Origin of the sequence: Mycobacterium sp. Root135 (assembly GCF_001426545.1) — a bacterium.
Classification (GTDB): Bacteria; Actinomycetota; Actinomycetes; order Mycobacteriales; family Mycobacteriaceae; genus Mycobacterium.
This window is the reverse complement of record NZ_LMEZ01000005.1, coordinates 78,769-94,712: the sequence shown is the minus strand read 5'-3', so window position 1 is coordinate 94,712 and position 15,944 is coordinate 78,769. Positions and strand designations below refer to the sequence as shown.

The 15,944-nt window shown below is 67.4% G+C and carries 17 protein-coding genes and 1 pseudogene; 7 read left to right on the top strand and 11 right to left on the bottom strand.

The genetic code is table 11. From position 1 onward, the window contains the following. Positions 1 to 6: 6 nt before the first annotated feature. Positions 7 to 1,152, bottom strand: coding sequence for an AAA family ATPase (locus ASD37_RS11610; protein WP_056551154.1), 1,146 nt, complete (start codon positions 1,150 to 1,152; stop codon positions 7 to 9). Positions 1,153 to 1,480: 328 nt separating this feature from the next. Here ASD37_RS11610 and ASD37_RS11605 point away from each other — a divergent pair, with 328 nt between their 5' ends. From ASD37_RS11605 to ASD37_RS11595, 3 genes are read left to right on the top strand one after another with little or no spacing between them, the layout of a single operon-like run. Next, positions 1,481 to 2,656, top strand: a complete 1,176-nt coding sequence (locus tag ASD37_RS11605) for an FAD-binding oxidoreductase (RefSeq protein WP_082570097.1) — start codon at positions 1,481 to 1,483, stop codon at positions 2,654 to 2,656. Positions 2,657 to 2,666: 10 nt separating this feature from the next. Further along, on the top strand, positions 2,667 to 4,202 hold the full coding sequence (locus ASD37_RS11600) for an aldehyde dehydrogenase family protein (protein WP_056551152.1): 1,536 nt from the start codon (positions 2,667 to 2,669) through the stop codon (positions 4,200 to 4,202). Continuing rightward, positions 4,199 to 5,359, top strand: coding sequence for an aspartate aminotransferase family protein (locus tag ASD37_RS11595; RefSeq protein ID WP_056551151.1), 1,161 nt, complete (start codon positions 4,199 to 4,201; stop codon positions 5,357 to 5,359). The genes ASD37_RS11600 and ASD37_RS11595 overlap by 4 nt, the downstream gene beginning before the upstream one ends. 1 nt (position 5,360) lies before the next feature. Here ASD37_RS11595 and ASD37_RS11590 read toward each other — a convergent pair whose 3' ends face one another. Together ASD37_RS11590 and ASD37_RS11585 are read right to left on the bottom strand one after the other, a co-directional pair. Next, positions 5,361 to 5,786 carry a pyridoxamine 5'-phosphate oxidase family protein gene (locus tag ASD37_RS11590; protein WP_056551150.1) on the bottom strand — a complete coding sequence of 142 codons (426 nt, stop codon included), beginning with the start codon at positions 5,784 to 5,786 and terminating at the stop codon, positions 5,361 to 5,363. Between the two features lie 44 nt (positions 5,787 to 5,830). Next, a complete protein-coding gene (locus ASD37_RS11585; RefSeq protein ID WP_056551149.1) occupies positions 5,831 to 6,313 on the bottom strand; it encodes an SRPBCC family protein in 483 nt (160 codons plus the stop codon). Positions 6,314 to 6,629: 316 nt separating this feature from the next. Between ASD37_RS11585 and ASD37_RS11580 the strand changes: the two genes are divergently transcribed. Next, positions 6,630 to 7,202 carry an AAA family ATPase gene (locus ASD37_RS11580; RefSeq protein ID WP_056551148.1) on the top strand — a complete coding sequence of 191 codons (573 nt, stop codon included), beginning with the start codon at positions 6,630 to 6,632 and terminating at the stop codon, positions 7,200 to 7,202. A 289-nt stretch (positions 7,203 to 7,491) separates the two neighbouring features. Beyond that, positions 7,492 to 7,767, top strand: a complete 276-nt coding sequence (locus ASD37_RS32200; RefSeq protein ID WP_235568094.1) for an amidohydrolase family protein — start codon at positions 7,492 to 7,494, stop codon at positions 7,765 to 7,767. Here ASD37_RS32200 and ASD37_RS32195 read toward each other — a convergent pair. Continuing rightward, positions 7,761 to 8,045, bottom strand: a pseudogene (locus tag ASD37_RS32195) (MBL fold metallo-hydrolase); the annotation flags it as partial. The gene ASD37_RS32200 and the pseudogene ASD37_RS32195 overlap by 7 nt on opposite strands. Positions 8,046 to 8,105: 60 nt before the next feature. On the opposite strand from ASD37_RS32195, the gene ASD37_RS11565 reads away from it, so the two are divergent. Then, complete coding sequence (locus ASD37_RS11565; RefSeq protein ID WP_162253256.1) at positions 8,106 to 8,762, top strand: 1-acyl-sn-glycerol-3-phosphate acyltransferase; 657 nt, start codon at positions 8,106 to 8,108, stop codon at positions 8,760 to 8,762. A 57-nt stretch (positions 8,763 to 8,819) separates the two neighbouring features. Here the strand turns inward: ASD37_RS11565 and ASD37_RS11560 are convergent, their stop codons facing one another. The 3 genes from ASD37_RS11560 to ASD37_RS11550 all read right to left on the bottom strand — a co-directional run bounded on the left by ASD37_RS11560 (position 8,820) and on the right by ASD37_RS11550 (position 11,555). Further along, the gene (locus ASD37_RS11560; protein ID WP_056551145.1) at positions 8,820 to 9,704 is read right to left on the bottom strand and encodes an MBL fold metallo-hydrolase; all 885 of its coding nucleotides are present in this window, start codon (positions 9,702 to 9,704) and stop codon (positions 8,820 to 8,822) included. Between the two features lie 118 nt (positions 9,705 to 9,822). Then, on the bottom strand, positions 9,823 to 10,854 hold the full coding sequence (locus ASD37_RS11555) for a fused (3R)-hydroxyacyl-ACP dehydratase subunits HadA/HadB (protein WP_056551144.1): 1,032 nt from the start codon (positions 10,852 to 10,854) through the stop codon (positions 9,823 to 9,825). A 53-nt stretch (positions 10,855 to 10,907) separates the two neighbouring features. Continuing rightward, on the bottom strand, positions 10,908 to 11,555 hold the full coding sequence (locus tag ASD37_RS11550) for a pyridoxamine 5'-phosphate oxidase family protein (RefSeq protein ID WP_056551143.1): 648 nt from the start codon (positions 11,553 to 11,555) through the stop codon (positions 10,908 to 10,910). A gap of 204 nt (positions 11,556 to 11,759) precedes the next feature. Between ASD37_RS11550 and ASD37_RS11545 the strand changes: the two genes are divergently transcribed. Beyond that, complete coding sequence (locus tag ASD37_RS11545; protein WP_056551142.1) at positions 11,760 to 13,115, top strand: HNH endonuclease signature motif containing protein; 1,356 nt, start codon at positions 11,760 to 11,762, stop codon at positions 13,113 to 13,115. A gap of 19 nt (positions 13,116 to 13,134) precedes the next feature. Here ASD37_RS11545 and ASD37_RS11540 read toward each other — a convergent pair whose 3' ends face one another. The 4 genes from ASD37_RS11540 to mqo form a co-directional block, all read right to left on the bottom strand. Beyond that, positions 13,135 to 13,572: a hypothetical protein gene (locus tag ASD37_RS11540; RefSeq protein ID WP_056551141.1), complete on the bottom strand. Its 438-nt coding sequence runs from the start codon at positions 13,570 to 13,572 to the stop codon at positions 13,135 to 13,137. A 5-nt stretch (positions 13,573 to 13,577) separates the two neighbouring features. Next, the gene (locus ASD37_RS11535) at positions 13,578 to 13,961 is read right to left on the bottom strand and encodes a hypothetical protein (RefSeq protein ID WP_156720855.1); all 384 of its coding nucleotides are present in this window, start codon (positions 13,959 to 13,961) and stop codon (positions 13,578 to 13,580) included. Positions 13,962 to 14,052: 91 nt separating this feature from the next. After that, positions 14,053 to 14,415, bottom strand: coding sequence for a cupin domain-containing protein (locus ASD37_RS11530; RefSeq protein ID WP_056551139.1), 363 nt, complete (start codon positions 14,413 to 14,415; stop codon positions 14,053 to 14,055). Beyond that, complete coding sequence (mqo, locus tag ASD37_RS11525; protein WP_056551138.1) at positions 14,412 to 15,932, bottom strand: malate dehydrogenase (quinone); 1,521 nt, start codon at positions 15,930 to 15,932, stop codon at positions 14,412 to 14,414. Before mqo ends, ASD37_RS11530 begins: the two co-directional genes overlap by 4 nt. Between the last annotated feature and the right edge of the window lie 12 nt (positions 15,933 to 15,944).

The window sequence follows — 15,944 nt, the reverse complement described above, 5'->3', positions numbered from 1 at the left end:
CCGGGATCACTCCAGGTCGGGATTGGCGCGCAGGAAGCCCGCGAAGCCGGGAATGGTGAAACGGAGGAGGCCGCGCCCCGCCGACTCGATCAGGCCGCGGTCGATGAGTTCTTGGCGCGGTCGGCTCAGCGCTTCGGACGTGATGCCAAGACGCCCGGCGAGGGCCGCGCGCGACACCGGGTGGTCGCCAAGCTCGGCCATGGCCGTGACGACCCGCCGCTGCTGGGGGTTGATCTTCGCCATTCGGCTACGGAACACCGCCGCCATCCGTTGTTCGGCGCGCTCGGCGCCCAGCCGGACCTGAGCCTGCTCGATGACGTCGCCGCGTTGCGGACGGCCCGCCTCCCATGCGGCATCGCCGATCAACTGCACTCGGTGGGGATAGCCCGCGGCGGCGTCGATGGCCGCGAGGATCGCGTCGTCCGACCACGTCACCCCGAGTTCCTGGGCAGGCAGCCGCAACGCCTCCGCGACCGCGACCTCGCCGAGCAGGCCGATCTCGACGAAGTCGGTGCGTTCCCCGAAGGTGGCGGCCTCCGGTACCGCTCCCAGGAGCGACGGCAGGCCCGCGGCGATGATGGCGACGGGGTAGCCCTCCGGTGCGCCGTCGAAGTGCTGAAGCGCAATCAGCAGAGACCGCCGGTCGGCCAGTTGGGCCTCCTGGAACTCGTCGACGAACACCGCGAGGCCATGGTGATCGTGCTGGCGCGCGAAGCGACCGGCGTCGGCGAGGCTGCGTTCGACGGCGGCGGACGCGCGGGTCCGGTCGGCCTCGACCCCCACCTTGGCGCCGGGAACTCCCACCTCGACCTGGACCTTGCTGAGGCTCTGCAGAATTCCCTTGGCCTTCTGGCTCGTCGACCGGCGGCCGATCTCCTCGGTCAACGACGCCGCGAGGTCCGGAGCAAGCGCGACGTCGTCCCGGCCCGTCACCCACACGGTTAGGTAACCGGCCGCGGCGGCTTCCCGTTGGGCCGCTCGAAGCAACGAGGTCTTGCCGAGGCCGCGGGATCCGTAGAACGCCAGCAACGGCCCGCCGGAGCGACCTAGCATTCTGGTACGCGCCAGGCGGGTGCGGATGGTCTCCAATTCGGCACCGCGGCCCGCGAGATAGACGGGCACGGCGCCGGGGGAGTATGGACTTGGCAGCACAGCTCTCCGTATCGATTCGTATAGATCAGGCCTGACTATACGTACCAATACGGTGGTGCGGACGTCATTTGGGAACCGGGGTCCGGGAGTGCCACCTGCGACGGGTCTGGCCGCGCTCGGTGCGGGACGCCGCTGAATCGCAGGTCTCGCAGCGCTTTCCGGCCTCAGCCCATGACCGATCCGTCGGAGCGCCGGGTGATCGGGCGCCAAGATGCCGCTTGTACTTAAAAGAACTCAACTATAGGATTTGATTGTTGCCGGCTGTCGGCAGCGCTCGCGGGCCGGTCGTGCAGGCCGGCTCGGCGAACTTTCTCAGCTTGGAGGCGTAATGACAACGGCCCCAAAGGTGGTCGTGATCGGAGCCGGCGTCCTCGGATTGTCCACGGCTCTCGAACTCGTCAATCGCGGCGTCACCGACGTCCACGTGATCGAACGAAGCCACCCGGGCGAAGGCTCGTCGGGCCGCTCGGTCGGAATGGTCGAGACGCAGTACTTCCGGGCCGACGACGTCGAAGCCCGCGTGTACGGCCGACGGTTCTACGACCGAATGGCCGCCGACCACGGCCTCGGCTTCGTCGCCTGTGGCTACCTGCGGCTGGGGTCGACGACAGACGACATCGCCTCCTTCGAAGGCAGCGTGGCGACCCAACGGCAATTTGGAGTCGGCGACTCCAAAGTCCTTACCGTCGAGGAGATCTCGAGCAGGTGGCCACAGCTCGTGACGGCCGACCGCATCGGTGGTCTCTACGGCGAGTCCGACGGCTACATCGACGGGTACGAGTACTGCACCTTGGCGGCACGGATGATCAAGGCGGCGGGTGCGCGGATTTCCACCACCTGCGATCTGCTCGGTGCCGTCCCTGGCGCCGACGGGACGTGGAAGGTGGTCACGTCCACGGAGACCTTCACCGCAGACGTCGTGGTAAACGCCGCGGGCGCATGGGGTGCGATCGTCGGCGAACGTCTCGGTGCGCCGGTCGCACTTCACCCACAGCTGCACGGCGCGGTCACCGTGGACTTGCGCACGCCGATGGAACCGCTGCTGCCGTTCGTCATGGACTACGTGCCCGACTCGGGTACCGACGGCGTGTACTTCCGGGCTGAGCGCGCCAACCAGCTGATCGCGGGCCTCCACACCGACGAGGGCGTGCACGAAGCGGTCTCGCCGGACGTCCGGCTCCGGCGTGTCAGTGAGGACGACGTCGAACGAGTGCTCACCTTGATGGCCGAGCGGCTCAACGTCGCCGACGACCTCGCCGTCAGCGGAAGTTGGCAGGGGATCTACCCGATGAGCCCCGACCACCGGCCAATCGTCGGTCGCCACCCCGAGCAGCCGACGGTGATCTGCGCGCTTGGCGCGGGTGGCTCGGGCATCCAGCTCGCTCCGGCCATCGGCCTCGTCGCGGCCGAGGCGGTCCTCGACAGCGTCCCCACCTTCTCCTGGTCGTCGGCCTGGGCGCCGGACCGCGTCACCGCAGGCATCCCGTCTCGGCCCATTGTCTGAAAGGACTCCCATGACCACGCTCAACTACGGCAGCACGTCGCTGAACCCCGAACTCGACGACCACTTCGAGCACGCTCTCGAGGGGTGTCGCACCGACGTTCCCGAGCCGCTGGCACACGTCGTCGGCGGTGAGGTCCGTCGGAACGGCGACGTGTTCGACCGGCGCGACCCCAGCGATCCCAGTCGCGTCGTCGCCCGCGCCCACGCCGCCACCGAGCAGGTCGTCGGCGACGCGGTGGCCGCGGCGCGTCTGGCCGCCCGCGGCTGGCGGTCCCTGTCGTTCGTCGAGCGCGCGGCAGCGTTGCGCGCCTCCAAGAACGGATTCTCCGAGAACGTCGTCGAGATCGCGGCGACCATCTCGGCCGAAACCGGGAAGTCGCGCATCGAAGCGCTCGCCGAGGCGCAGGAATCGGTCGACCTGATCGAACACTATTGCGCGCAAATCGAACTCAACGACGGGTTCGTGACACCACTTCGGCCGACGGCGACCGACACGACCACCGACGTGCTGCGGCCCTACGGCGTATTCGGCATCCTCGCGCCGTTCAACTTCCCCGTCGCCCTGGCGGTCAACATGACCGTCGGCGCGCTGGTCACCGGAAACACGGCGGTTCTCAAACCGTCCGACAAGACGCCCCGCTCGACGGCGCTGGCCGCCCGTCTGTTGTCCGAGTCGCTGCCCGCCGGGGTGCTGAACGTCGTCCACGGCGGAGCGCGCACGGGTGAGTTGCTCGTCGGAGCCGACGTCGACGGCATTGCCTTCACCGGGTCCGCCGAGGTGGGTTGGGGAATCATCCGGTCGCTGTCCAGCGGTGCGTACGCCAAGCCCGTGCTGGCCGAGATGGGCGGCAGCAACCCGGCCATCGTCATGGCCAGTGCCGACCTCGACGACGCCGTCGAGGGAATCGTGCGGTCCGCATTTGGCTTCTCGGGTCAAAAGTGCAGCGCCACAAGGCGGGTCATCGTCGAAAGCGCAGTCCACGATGACCTCGTCGAGCGCCTGGCGGCACGCGTGAAGGACGTCGTCGTCGGAGACCCCACCCGGCCCGACGTCTTCGTCGGACCACTGATCGACGACGCCATCACCGCACGGGTCCGGGCGGCCGTGGCCGACGCCCGAGGCGACGGGGCCACCGTCACAAGCGCCGCGACTCCGGACGGGCCCGGCCACTTCGTCGCGCCGACCATCATCACTGGCCTGCCGCGCGGGCACCGGCTCACGCGTGAGGAACTGTTCGCCCCCGTCGTCACGGTCACCGCCGTCGACGGCATCGACGACGCCCTCGTGGAGGCCAACGCCGTCGAATACGGCCTGTCCGCAGGCATTTTCAGCGCCGTCGAGGACGAGACGGATCGTTTCCTCGACGAGATCCAGGCCGGCGTGGTCTACGTCAACCGCCGCGAGGGCGCCACCACCGGGGCGTGGCCCGGCCTGCAGTCGTTCTGCGGCTGGAAGGCCAGCGGGTCCTCGGGCAAGGGCGGGCTCGGACCGTGGTACCTGCCGGGCTTCATGCGCGAGCAGAGCCGGACCGTCAGCTCGCGATGACCGAGGCCGACGCGCTCTTCGCCCGCGCCGTCGACGTGATGCCGGGCGGCAACACGCGGTCGACGCTGTTCGTCAGACCGCACCCGCCCTACGCCGTCAAGGGTGAGGGCCCGTACGTCGTCGACTCGGCTGGACACCGGACGATCGACTGCAACAACAACTACACCGCGCTGATCCACGGGCACGCCGACCCCGAGATCCTCGCGGCGGTGGCATCGGTAGCCGCCAACGGGACCGCGTTCGGACTGCCAACGGCCCACGAAGTCGAGATGGCCGAGGCACTCGGGTCACGAATCGGGCTGCCGCAGTGGCGTTTCTGCAACTCTGGCACCGAGGCCGTCATGATGCTCATCCGCGGTGCGCGTGCCCACACGGGCCGCGACGTCGTGGTGCGGTTCGACGGCAGCTATCACGGCACGTACGACGGTGTGGTGTCCACCGACGCACGCGGTGTTCCCCGCAGCGCCGTGGACGGCTCGATCGTCCTGCCGCAGAACGACGTCGGGGCCCTGGAGGACGCCATGCGGCATCACGGTGACCGCGTCGCCGCGATCCTGTTGGACCTGATGCCGAACCGCGCGGGCCTGCGGCCGGTGTCCCGCGAGTTCGCTACGGCAGCAAGGTCGTTGAGCACCGCCCACGGAGCTCTGCTGGCCGTCGACGAAGTGATCACCTTCCGCCTAGGGGTCGGCGGGTTTCACCAGTCCTATGGCATATCGCCAGATCTGGTCGCGCTGGGCAAGGTCATCGGCGGCGGGTTCCCGGTCGGCGCCGTCGGCGGACGGGCCGACGTGCTGGCTGCCTTCAGCCCCCTGGGTGACGGGCCGGTCGGATGGGGCGGGACGTTCAGCGCCAACCCGGTCACGATGGCCGCGGGCATGGTCGCCCTTCGTCGATTCGCCGACGCCGACGTGGCGGCGCTCAACGGCAAGGGTGACCGGCTGCGTCAGCAGCTGACCGACGCCGGATTGACCGTCAACGGCCATGGGTCACTGCTTCGCGTGATGGTCGAGGACACGACCGCGACGTGGTGGCGGCTCTACGAGGCGGGCGTGCTGGCAGGCACAAACGGGCTGCTCGCCTTGTCGACGGCCATGACCGACGACGTCGTCGACCTGGTCTGCACCCGCGTGGTCGACGCGGTGCGGAACGGCTGAGCTACACGTCCCCGGCGAAGTCGGCGGTGATCCAGCGGTCTGGCCGCACGGTGAACAGGGTGCTCGGCGTGTCACCCATGCCCTCGACGAAGGCACGTCCGCCCTCGTCGCCGAGGTAGCGGATGGCGATGGCCTCCCTCACCTCTAGTGGCGCTGGGCTGGTGTCCACGACCGTGCCCTCGACGACGACGTACTGATAGGGCGGCTCCTCGCGCTGCACGACCATCGTCACCGCACCGGCCTGCTCGATCAGACGCGTCTTGCGTGAGTTCGTCCCCGTGTTGATCCGGATGTGGCCGTCGGCGGTGTAGTCATACCAAATCGGCACACTGGCGGGCGGTCGGCCGTTGTCCGCGGCCACCGACAACACGCCGACCCGCTTGTCCTCGAGAAACCGACGTCGCTCATCTTCGGTGAAGTGCCTCATGGTCTGACCCAACACGTGAGCTGGCGCACGCTATTCCCTAGGGCCTAATCCCCGCCGTCGGAGACCTTGCGTTCGGCGAGCGCCGCCAGCCTCCACGTGCATTCGCGGTTGCGTGGGATGGCCGCCGCCAGTGCCAGCCGGTCGGGCACCCAGCCCATCGGTGCGCCGACGGGAACCTCGGCCATCTCGATTCGACAGCCAGCCCCCTCGATGTCGAAGAGGCACAGCGTAATCCGTGCCTTCCCGAGCGGTCGCCCCTTCGCCAGCAGCACCAGCCGCTCCTGCGGCACGCACTCCTCGACCACCGTCTGGTCGTCGAGTAGGAGCGGCCACACGCCAACCGAGTGATGGATGGTGCTGCCCGCAGTCGGCCAGTCCGGCGACACGGCGCGCATGCGGCTGTTGCCCACGACCCACTGCGAATAGGTCCAGCCGTCGGCCATCACGTCCCACACCCGTTGCCGACTGGCCGTGGTGTCGCGCCTGACGGTGAGCTGACTCTCGACTCCTGGCGGGTGGTCCGTCATTCGCGCTCCTCGTGGGTCGGAGATCGCCGAACCGGCGCGGAGGCAACGGTCACCACCGTCATCGGTCTGCTCACGCCAGTCGTCGTACCCGTCGTCGGGGCGAACAAACCAGGGGGCGCTCGGTCTCCGGGTAGGGGACGCGCTCACGCGCGTCATCAATCGTTGACGATCGTCATCGTTCGTTGACGGGCTGTGGCGGCAGGTGCCCCGACCGGCGGTCACGACCCGGCCGCGTCGACGAGAACCCGCCGGTGCTCGGCATCACCTCACGCCCGCGGGTAGTGACGGGGCCGAGCACCCCGATAGATTGTCGTCCGTGCTGCTCGGCCCCGAGGATCCCCTTCCTCTCACGACTCGGCGCATCCTGATCACCGGGCCGTCCGGCGCAGGCAAGAGCACACTGCGAGAAACGATCAGCGAGACGCTCCGACTGCCGACGGTCGAACTGGATTCGTTGCACCACGGTCGTAACTGGATACCCCGGTCGACGTTCGCTGCCGACGTCGACCAATTCACCTCTGGCCCAGCCTGGGTCATCGAATGGCAGTACGCACAGGTGCGGTCTCTGCTATCGAGTCGCGCCGACGCGCTTGTCTGGCTGAACCACAACAGATGGACGGTTACCCAACGGGTGGTGCGCCGGACTTTGCGACGACACATCCACCACGTCGAACTGTGGAACGGTAACTACGAGCCACCCCTGCGAACCATCTTCACGGACCCCGATCACATCGTCCGCTGGTCCTGGCGTACGCACCGCAAGCGAGAGCGCGAAGCTCTCGCGGTAGCCCAGCAAGTAAGCGGTCCCGACGTCGTCCGCCTCGCCGGCCAAGCTCAGGTCGACGCATGGGTGCGCGGTCCGCTTCTCGCGTTGGCGCCTTCCCGCTAGCCGGTCGACCCCGCGGTGGTCGGCACACGCCGATCATGACGGAGGTCCGGCTGGTCGGTTCGCGCTTCGGGCTGCCCGGTACGCACCTGGTGGAACACGGGGGGTCCGGCGACCCGGGTGTTCAGGACGAACCGGACGCCACCCGTGCCGTCGACCTAGGTCCGCGAACGACGACCTCGCCGAGTCGGTGCGCGCTCGCCCCAAACGATTTGGCGGCTTCGCCACCTTGGCAACATAGGATCCCAACGCCGCGGCGCGGGAATTCCAGTGTGCGGACACCGAATTGGGGATGGCTGGTGGCCTGCTCAACGGGCACTGCCAGGGTCGCTACCTCGACGACCCGGCCTACGAGCCGTTGTTCGCCTGTGCCGAGTCGCCGGGCGCACCGATCTATCTGCACCCGACGACGCCGGACCCCGCCGTGATGGACGCGTGGTTCGCACCGTACGTCTCGAACGGCATGCATCTCGCATCGTGGGGCTTTGCTGCCGAAATGGGCACGCACGTGCTGCGGCTCGTCTACTCCGGGCTGCTCGACAAGTTCCCCGGCCTGCAAATGAGGTGAGTGATGAACATCCTCTTGACGCGTAAACCCGGCGTTGGTGAAGGCATTCAACGAGCCCAAGCCGCAATCGATTTGGTAGAGGTCGTCGCCGCCTGGACGCCAAGGGTGACCAGAGCCTTCTCCGGCAGGGTTGCGGGAGCCTCCTGCGGGCTGGCCGTCGCGGGTGCCGACGTGCTCACCACGGCCGCGCCGACGGCGGTCGACTTCGACGCCGCCAGCAGGGACCGCCGCGACAACGAACCCCGTTCAGCGGTGCCGTCATCGCAGTTGCAGCTCACGCCATGAGGTTAACTGGGGAGCGACGCCGGGCGCAGGGGCTGGCGGGTCTGGGGAGGCGGATGGCCCGACGGTTGGGACGACCCCGGTCGCGCGGCCTCGGCACGCGCGCGTGGCTCGTGACGTGGTCCATTCGGCTGGTGTTGTGGACGCTGGGATTCACGCGCGTCGTCAAGACCACGATCGTGAACGCCGACGTGGTGCCCGCCAAGGGTGCGGTGCTGCTGGCCGCCAACCACACGTCGATGGTCGACGTACTCTTCATCTTGGCGGCCCTGCGCCGAGAGGCGATCGCCATGGCCATGGCAGAACTGTGGAAGTCGCCGCTGACCCGCTGGCTCGTCGAGGTGCTTGGCCAGATCCCCGTCGTCCGAGGGGACTCCGAGTCGGGGAAGCAGGCGATGGAAAGCGCAACGCAGGCGTTGCTCGACGGGGCCCTGGTGGGCATCTTCCCCGAGCAGAAGTGCGTACTGCCAGGAGAATCCGCGCCGTACCGTCCCGGCGTTGCGGTCCTGTCCAAGCGCACGGGCGTGCCGATCATCCCCGTCCGTCTGGTGAACGCCAACGAATTGCTGCCCGTGGACAAGAAGTTTCCGGTCTTCGGCCACACCGTCTACGTGATCTTCGGCGAGCCCATCCACCCCGACGACTTCGCGTCCGTCCCCGAGATGCTCGACGAGGTGCGGTTGCGCATCACGACGTTGGAGGTGCCGACGTGAACGACCACGGGGCAGCGGGTCCCCGCCGAGTGGAACGTTCCCGCCGCCACCGCTGAGTCAGTAATCCCAGTTGGTCGGCACGAAACGGAAGGCGTTGCCAGCCTCGGCCACGTGACACAGCGACGGGAAGGGCAGGTGGGTGGCAACCAACTGCTCACCGGTGGCGGCCAGTTCCTTCAACAGCCGCAGCCGAACCCGGGTGGACTCCTCCGGATCGTGTTCGAAACCGTTCTGCCAGTCCGGCTTTTCGAATCCGGGCTGGAACACCGCGTCGCCGGCGAAAGTCAAAGCCTCGCCGCGGGATTCGACGCGGACGATGCTGTGGCCGGGGGTGTGCCCGCCGGTGCGGCGGATCAGCACGCCGGGTGCCACCTCGTACTCCGTCTCGAACGGTCGAAGCTGGCCGCGGTACAGGTCGAGGAACTTCGTCGCAGTCGAGCGAAGCACCTCGGGGATCGGCTCCGGCATGACGGTGCGGGAGAAGTCCGGTGCCTCCCAGAAGTCCGCCTCCGCGGCCGCCAGGTGGACCCGCAGATCCGTTCGTAGGCGCCCCCGCAGCCCGTCGACGAGCAACCCGCCGATGTGATCCATGTGCAGATGGGTGAGCACCACGTCGGTCACCGTGGCGGGATCGATGCCTGCGGCGTCCAGTCGCATCGCCAACTGCCCGGCGCGCGGGAAGCCCGGAAACTCCGACCCGAGGCCGGAGTCGACGAGGATCACCTTGTCGCCGCTGCGCACGACGGCCACGTTGAGGGGCCAATCGGTGATCTCCGGAGGTAGATACATGTCCTTGAGCCACGCCGACAACTCGGCGGGCGCCGCATTGGTGGCCATCGTGGAGGCGGTTATCGGCAACACTCCGTCGCTGATCACCATCACCTCGACGTCGCCGACCTGCACTGCGTAGCGCGAGGGCACCAACTCGTCGACCAAGCTCATGTTCCTACTCCTTCTGAACGCCCAAGGGGGAGAACGAGTCGAGATGACCCGTCTGCCCCGTCGAACGCCGTCCCGCGTCGGGATTCATCCGGCCTCGCGACCGCGAATCCTTGACGCGTCAGCGGAAGCGGACGTCCAGCGTGGCCAGGCCGAAGATCTTCCGGCCCGCGGACTTCGCAGTGACGATGGCGACACCGGTCCGGGTCGCGGGGTCCAGCGACTTGATCCGACCGCCGAACTCGATGTCGGCGCCACCGGAGGCCGACACGATGGCGGGCTGGGACAGCCTGATCGCGTAGCGGGTGACGGCGCCGGGGTCGCCCAGCCAGGCGGAGCCGAAGCCGGCACCCAGGCCCATGGTCAACATGCCGTGGGCGATGACGTCGGGCTGCCCGGCCAGCTTGGCGATGGCCTCGTCCCAGTGCAGCGGATTGGCGTCGCCGGACACGCCTGCGTAGTTGACCAGGTCGCCGCGGGAGAGCCGGGCGTGATGCACCGGAAGCTCGTCGCCGACCGTCACGTCGTCGAAGGACGTCGCCGACGGGGTGCGTGTCGCACCGCCGTCGGAGATTCGCACCTCGCCGTCGGGCCGCACGGTCTTCTCGTACGCCGCACCCGACTCGTCGACGCCGAGGAGGTTGACGTCGTGCATCATCACGCCCTGAATGGCCGGCCTGATCGCCGGGTCGACGTCCTCACCGGTCACGCCGACGACGGTGGTGTGCAGCGTGTGAACGCGCTCGCCGGCGGCGTCGGTGAAGGTGTTGGTCACGGTGATCAGGTCCCGACCGGCGATCCGGCGGACCGACGTCAGCTCGACGTCAACCGTCAGCTCGTCGCCTGCCACGATGGGCCGATGCTGCTCGAAGACCTCTTCGGTCTGCAGGTACATGTCGTATCCGATGACCACGGACTCGAACATGCGCTGGTTGCAGGCCATGGCGGGGGTCGACGTGAAGGTCAGCGGGGCCACGACGTCGGGAAAGCCCAGTTCCGCGGCAGCGGCGACGTCCCAGTGCGCCGGGTGATAGTTCTGCACCGCACGGGCGAACTCGCGAACCTTCTCGCGTCCGACCAGGTAGGTGCCGTCAGCCTGGTAGTGGTGGCCGACTCGGGATTCGAGCTCCGACGTTTCTGCTGCTGCGGTCATAGATGTGCTCTTCTTTTCTATCGGTCAGTTCGCTGGGGGCCGACCAAAGCACACTAACGGGCGGACGGATCGTCGCTTCCGAGTCCCTCGCGCAGTCGTGCGTTCTCGGCCTGAAGATCTGCCAGCTGACGGCGCAGCGGCGCGAGGTGGGGTTCGAGTTCGGCGGCGCTGAAGCGCGGAGTGATGTGCTGCTGGCAGTTCCAGTCGAACGCCTCGACGGTGACGAGGACGGCGCGTTCCACTTCGGCGGAGTAGCCGGGATCCGCGAAACTCTTGACCAAGGCCGGGTCCTCGGCGACCGTGACGACGCGGGCGTGGCCGAATATCTTCAACCGCCGCTGATGCGCGTAGTCCAGGGCGATGATGGCGACCCTGTCGTCGCCGCCGACGTTTCCGGTGCTGATGTATTGCAGGTTGCCCCGGAAGTCGGCCCAGCCGATGGTGTGGTCGTCGACGACGCGCAGGAAACCCCTTGGGCCACCGCGGTACTGGACGTACGGCCACCCCGTCTCGCTCACGGTGGCGAGGTAGAAGCTGTCCCGTTCGGCGAGATACTCGCGCTCGTCGTCGGTGAGCGCGTCGATCCCGGGAGCGGCGTTGCCCTGCACTCGTTTGCGGCCGTAGAAGCCGTCACTGCCGTATTCGCGCTGCACGCCGACGACGGCATCGGTGAACGCGATGGAGCCGTAATGCTTGCTCACCGGTGTCTCCCTTCGAGGGCGTGGACGTAGTAATTGTGCAATGCGCGGCCAGATCCTGACCGACAACGGTCGAAGCTCTCCGCCGGGGAGTGCGAGTGCCCGCCTCTGAGCGAATTGGGGACGGGTCCAATCCCCCTGTGTCACTTCGGTTTCAGCTGTCACAGATCAGGGTTTCTTGTCGGTGGGTCGCACTAGTGTTCGAGTATGAGTTCGGATCGGGTCACCGCAGCAGTTGCGGCGTACCAGGCCGCTGCGGCCGAACTCCTGGAGCGCTCCTTCGAAGAGTTCACCCACCTCGAACTGGTGGAGCTGTTGGGGGAACTGGAAACAGTCACCTGGCAGCTGCCGGCGGTGGGGCATCAGGTGATCGCCCGCCTGCAACGCGAAGCCTCCGCCGTCGAGCTGGGCGCCAAGTCACTGAAAAGCGTGTTGGTGCAGCGGTTGCGGATTTCGGGCAAGGACGCCAAGCGCCGGTTGGCCGACGCCAAGGAGCTGGGCCCGAGGACTGCGTTGAACGGCGAACCCCTGGACCCGCTGCTCGCCCCCACCGCCACGGCGCAGGGTAACGGCTCGATCGGCCCGGAGCACGTCACGGAGATCCGGTCGTTCCTGGACAAGCTGCCCGCCCGGGTGGACCCCGAGGTGCGGGAACTCTCGGAGAAGACGTTGGTGGTCGTCGGGTCCAGCACCGGACCGGACGAGGTGCGCAAGGCCGCGGAGAAGTTGGCCGCCGCGATCGACCAAGACGGACCCGAACCCGACGACCGCGACCGAGCCCGCAAACGGGGCGTGACGATCGGGCCGCAGCAAGCCGACGGGATGAGCCGTATCACCGGACTGCTCGATCCCGAAGCACGGGCCACGCTGGAACCGGGCCTGTCCAAATCCGCCGCCCCCGGGATGTGCAACCCCGACGACCACGAACCCCGCACCTCCGGCACCCCCAGTCAGGAGCAGATCGACAACGACACCCGCAACCACGGACAACGCACCCATGACGCGCTCATTGCGATTGCCCGCACCGCGTTGAGCTCCGGTGAACTGGGGCAGCACAACGGACTGCCCGTCACCGTCATCGTCACCACCACCCTGCAAGACCTAGAAGCCGCGCGCGGGTCAGGTGTCACCGGCGGCGGATCACTGCTCCCGATGGCAGACGTGATCCGGATGGCCTCCCACGCGCACCATTATCTGGCGGTGTTCGACAAGCACACCAACCAAGCCTTGTATCTGGGCCGCACCAAACGCCTCGCCTCAGTCGGGCAGCGAATCATCCTGCACGCCCGCGACCGCGGCTGCACCAAACCCGGGTGCACCGTCCCCGGCTACGGGGCTCAGGTCCACCACACCAACGGCTGGGCCAAGAACAACGGACAAACCGACATCGACGAAGTGGTCTTCGCCTGCGGCGGAGACAACCGCCTCGCCGAAGAAGGCTGGACGGTTCAGATCCGCAACGGCGTCGTCGAATGGATCCCACCGCTACCCATCGACGTCGGACAAGCCCGCGTCAACTACCTCCACCACCCCGAACGACTACTCGTCGACCGAGGTCCCTGAAGTATGACGAAAGAGGTTGTCATGCAGACGATTCTGGTCGAGCAGCCAGCAGTCGTCCAATGAGCGCGAACTCAGCCAAGCTCACCCAGGACGGATTGGATTGCTGCGGCGAACGGAAGACCTCGAGGGAGTGCAAGCCGGCAGCAGTCTGCAGTTCCGCGGCCGTCAGTGGTTCGGTGAACAACGGGATGTGAACGGGAAGGTGCAGCTGACCGTCCTCCATCGTGACGTCGCCGGTGACCCGCCCCGCTCCCCAGAAGCCTCGGCGCGGGTGCGCCGACACCCAGAACAGGACACGCTGGCCGGGGCGGATGAGCTGCGACCGGTAGTTGTCGGCGACGCACCAGGACGGCTTCGTCTCGCCAGCCGCACGCATCGGCCCGACGTCGGTGCGGTGGGGATTGCACTTGATCACCCACGCCCCGAGCGTCTCGAGGGTGACGGCGCGTTCGGGCATAGGCGCTATGGTGCCGGAAGCCGCGGGTCGACCGTGTAGTGACCGCCGGGATCTTGGCAGTAGAACAACCCGCAGTTGACCGGCGGCCGGGTCAGGTTCTCCAACGGAATCCCGGCGGGAGGCACCTCGCCCTCCCACACGTAGTCGGCCACGTTCCCCGGCACGTCCCACACAGTCCAGTAGGTGTGGCAGACGTTCCAGTCCCAATTGGGTCGTTGCGGACCCGACTTGAGGAACGACTGATACTGGCCGGGGCACCATGTGAATGGACCCTTCCCCTGCGGATCAGCTTGCGCGACGGCTGGATTGAACAGCACGCCGACGAATGCGCCGACACTTGCCATCAGCGTGGCAGCGCCCGCTGCCTTCGTGCGAGACCTTGAACTCATGGTCGACTCCCTCGGTTGCCGTGTAAGTGAGGCAAGTACACGGCACCCGGGGGCCTACCGATCCCAACTTTCGAACGGGCGCGCGGTCTCGTCAGGCCTGGTCGGCCACGAAGTGGGTGTCCGCGCCCGTCTTGAACACCACGTACGCACGCTTCCACGGCGCGTCGTCGAGCAGCCGCCACTCGTGGCCCGTGCCGGTGTGGTCGACGGCCAGCAGGACGTCGCCTGGGTGGATGGTGAACGACTCGCCGCCCACCGTCGTGAACTCCAGCACGCCGGACAGCGTGATGACGTACTGCGGAATCGGGTCGTTGTGCCAGTCGAACGACGAATGCGGTGCCGTTTCCTTGAATTCGATCGACTCGGCGTCCACCAGCTGTCCGCCGGTGATGCTGCCGCGCTCGACATGGGAGTTGCCGTCGGGACCGGTGTAGAGGCGGTACGCGCGAATCATGCTGAGGCTCCTTGATTTGTGGGCTGCTGGTTGACCTGCAGGACAGTCGCGGTGCTGGCGCGAACCCGCCGACACAGGTCCGCGTCGTCGACGAGTGACTCGCCGTACGAAGGAATCATGCCCTTCAGCCGCTCCGCCCACCCGTCATTCTTCATCTCGTCGGAGAAGCAGCGCTCGATGACGTCGACCATGATCGACACCGCCGTCGACGCACCCGGTGACGCACCGAGCAGGGCGACGATCGAATTGTCGCCGGAGCCCACGATCTCGGTGCCGAACTGCAGGATGCCGCCGTGCTCGGGGTCCTTCTTGATGACCTGCACCCGCTGCCCGGCCAACTCGACCCGCCAGTCGTCGCGCCGAGCATCTGGGAAGTACTCCCGCAGCATCGCGAAGCGCTCGTCGTCGGATTCGAGGACCTGACCGACGAGGTACTTCTCCAGGGCGGCGTTGTCGCGGCCGACGGCCAGCAACGGCAGCAGGTTCTCGGGGTCGATCGAGCCAAACAGGTCGAGGTAGGACCCGTGCTTGAGGAACTTCGTCGAGAACCCGGCATAGGGTCCGAACAGCAACGAGACACTGCCGTCGACGTGGCGGGTGTCGAGGTGAGGTACCGACATGGGCGGTGAGCCCACCGACGCCTTGCCGTACACCTTGGCGTGGTGGCGCTCCGCGACGGTGGCGTCGTCGGATCGCAGCCACACTCCGCTGACCGGGAAGCCGGCGTACCCACGGGCCTCCGGAATCCCCGACTTCTGCAGCAGGTGAAGCGCCCCTCCGCCGGCGCCGATGAAGACGAACTTCGCCGACACGTCACGGTGCTCACCGGTCTGCTCGTCCCTGACCCGGACCGTCCAGCGGTCGCCGTCACGGCTGAGGTTCTGGACCCGGGTGCGGTAATGAGCCGCGAATCCACCCGAACTGCCGAGGGATTCGAGTAGTTCGGAGGTGAGCGCGCCATAGTCCACGTCGGTGCCGGTCACCATGCGCGTCGCAGCCACCGGTTCGCGGGCGTCGCGGCCCTCCATGACCAGCGGCAGCCACGTGGTGAGCTCGTCGACCGAGTCGGTGAACTCCATGCCCTCGTAGCAATGGTGGGCGGACAACGCCTCGAACCGCCGCTTCAGGAACGCCACGTTGTCCGCGCCGCGCACGAAGCTGTAGTGCGGGACGGGGTTGATGAAGCTGCGCGGATTCTTGATGGTGCCCTTCTCGACGAGGAAGGACCAGAGCTGACGGGAGAGGTCAAACTCGGTGTTGACCTGCAGTGCCTTCGAAATGTCCACGCCAGTGGGGGTTTCGGGTGTGTAGTTCAGCTCGCAGAGGGCCGCGTGACCGGTCCCGGCGTTGTTCCACGCGTTCGAGCTCTCCTGCGCAGGCTGATCCAGAACTTCGTACAGTTCCACCCGCAGGCTCGGATCCAGCTCGCGGAGCAGGACTCCCAGCGTGGCGCTCATGACTCCGGCGCCGACGAGTACGACGTCTGGACCCTGGTTGGCTTCAGTTGATGTGGGCATCGTGGGTGAATC

Bases quoted from the DNA above. Each gene is read 5' to 3' on its own strand.
- ASD37_RS11605 (WP_082570097.1), top strand. From the start codon at position 1,481: ATGACAACGGCCCCAAAGGTGGTCGTGATCGGAGCCGGCGTCCTCGGA.
- ASD37_RS11600 (WP_056551152.1), top strand. From the start codon at position 2,667: ATGACCACGCTCAACTACGGCAGCACGTCGCTGAACCCCGAACTCGAC.
- ASD37_RS11595 (WP_056551151.1), top strand. From the start codon at position 4,199: ATGACCGAGGCCGACGCGCTCTTCGCCCGCGCCGTCGACGTGATGCCG.
- ASD37_RS11590 (WP_056551150.1), bottom strand. From the start codon at position 5,786: ATGAGGCACTTCACCGAAGATGAGCGACGTCGGTTTCTCGAGGACAAG.
- ASD37_RS11585 (WP_056551149.1), bottom strand. From the start codon at position 6,313: ATGACGGACCACCCGCCAGGAGTCGAGAGTCAGCTCACCGTCAGGCGC.
- ASD37_RS32200 (WP_235568094.1), top strand. From the start codon at position 7,492: ATGGCTGGTGGCCTGCTCAACGGGCACTGCCAGGGTCGCTACCTCGAC.
- ASD37_RS11565 (WP_162253256.1), top strand. From the start codon at position 8,106: ATGGCCCGACGGTTGGGACGACCCCGGTCGCGCGGCCTCGGCACGCGC.
- ASD37_RS11560 (WP_056551145.1), bottom strand. From the start codon at position 9,704: ATGAGCTTGGTCGACGAGTTGGTGCCCTCGCGCTACGCAGTGCAGGTC.
- ASD37_RS11555 (WP_056551144.1), bottom strand. From the start codon at position 10,854: ATGACCGCAGCAGCAGAAACGTCGGAGCTCGAATCCCGAGTCGGCCAC.
- ASD37_RS11545 (WP_056551142.1), top strand. From the start codon at position 11,760: ATGAGTTCGGATCGGGTCACCGCAGCAGTTGCGGCGTACCAGGCCGCT.
- ASD37_RS11540 (WP_056551141.1), bottom strand. From the start codon at position 13,572: ATGCCCGAACGCGCCGTCACCCTCGAGACGCTCGGGGCGTGGGTGATC.
- ASD37_RS11535 (WP_156720855.1), bottom strand. From the start codon at position 13,961: ATGAGTTCAAGGTCTCGCACGAAGGCAGCGGGCGCTGCCACGCTGATG.
- ASD37_RS11530 (WP_056551139.1), bottom strand. From the start codon at position 14,415: ATGATTCGCGCGTACCGCCTCTACACCGGTCCCGACGGCAACTCCCAT.
- mqo (WP_056551138.1), bottom strand. From the start codon at position 15,932: ATGCCCACATCAACTGAAGCCAACCAGGGTCCAGACGTCGTACTCGTC.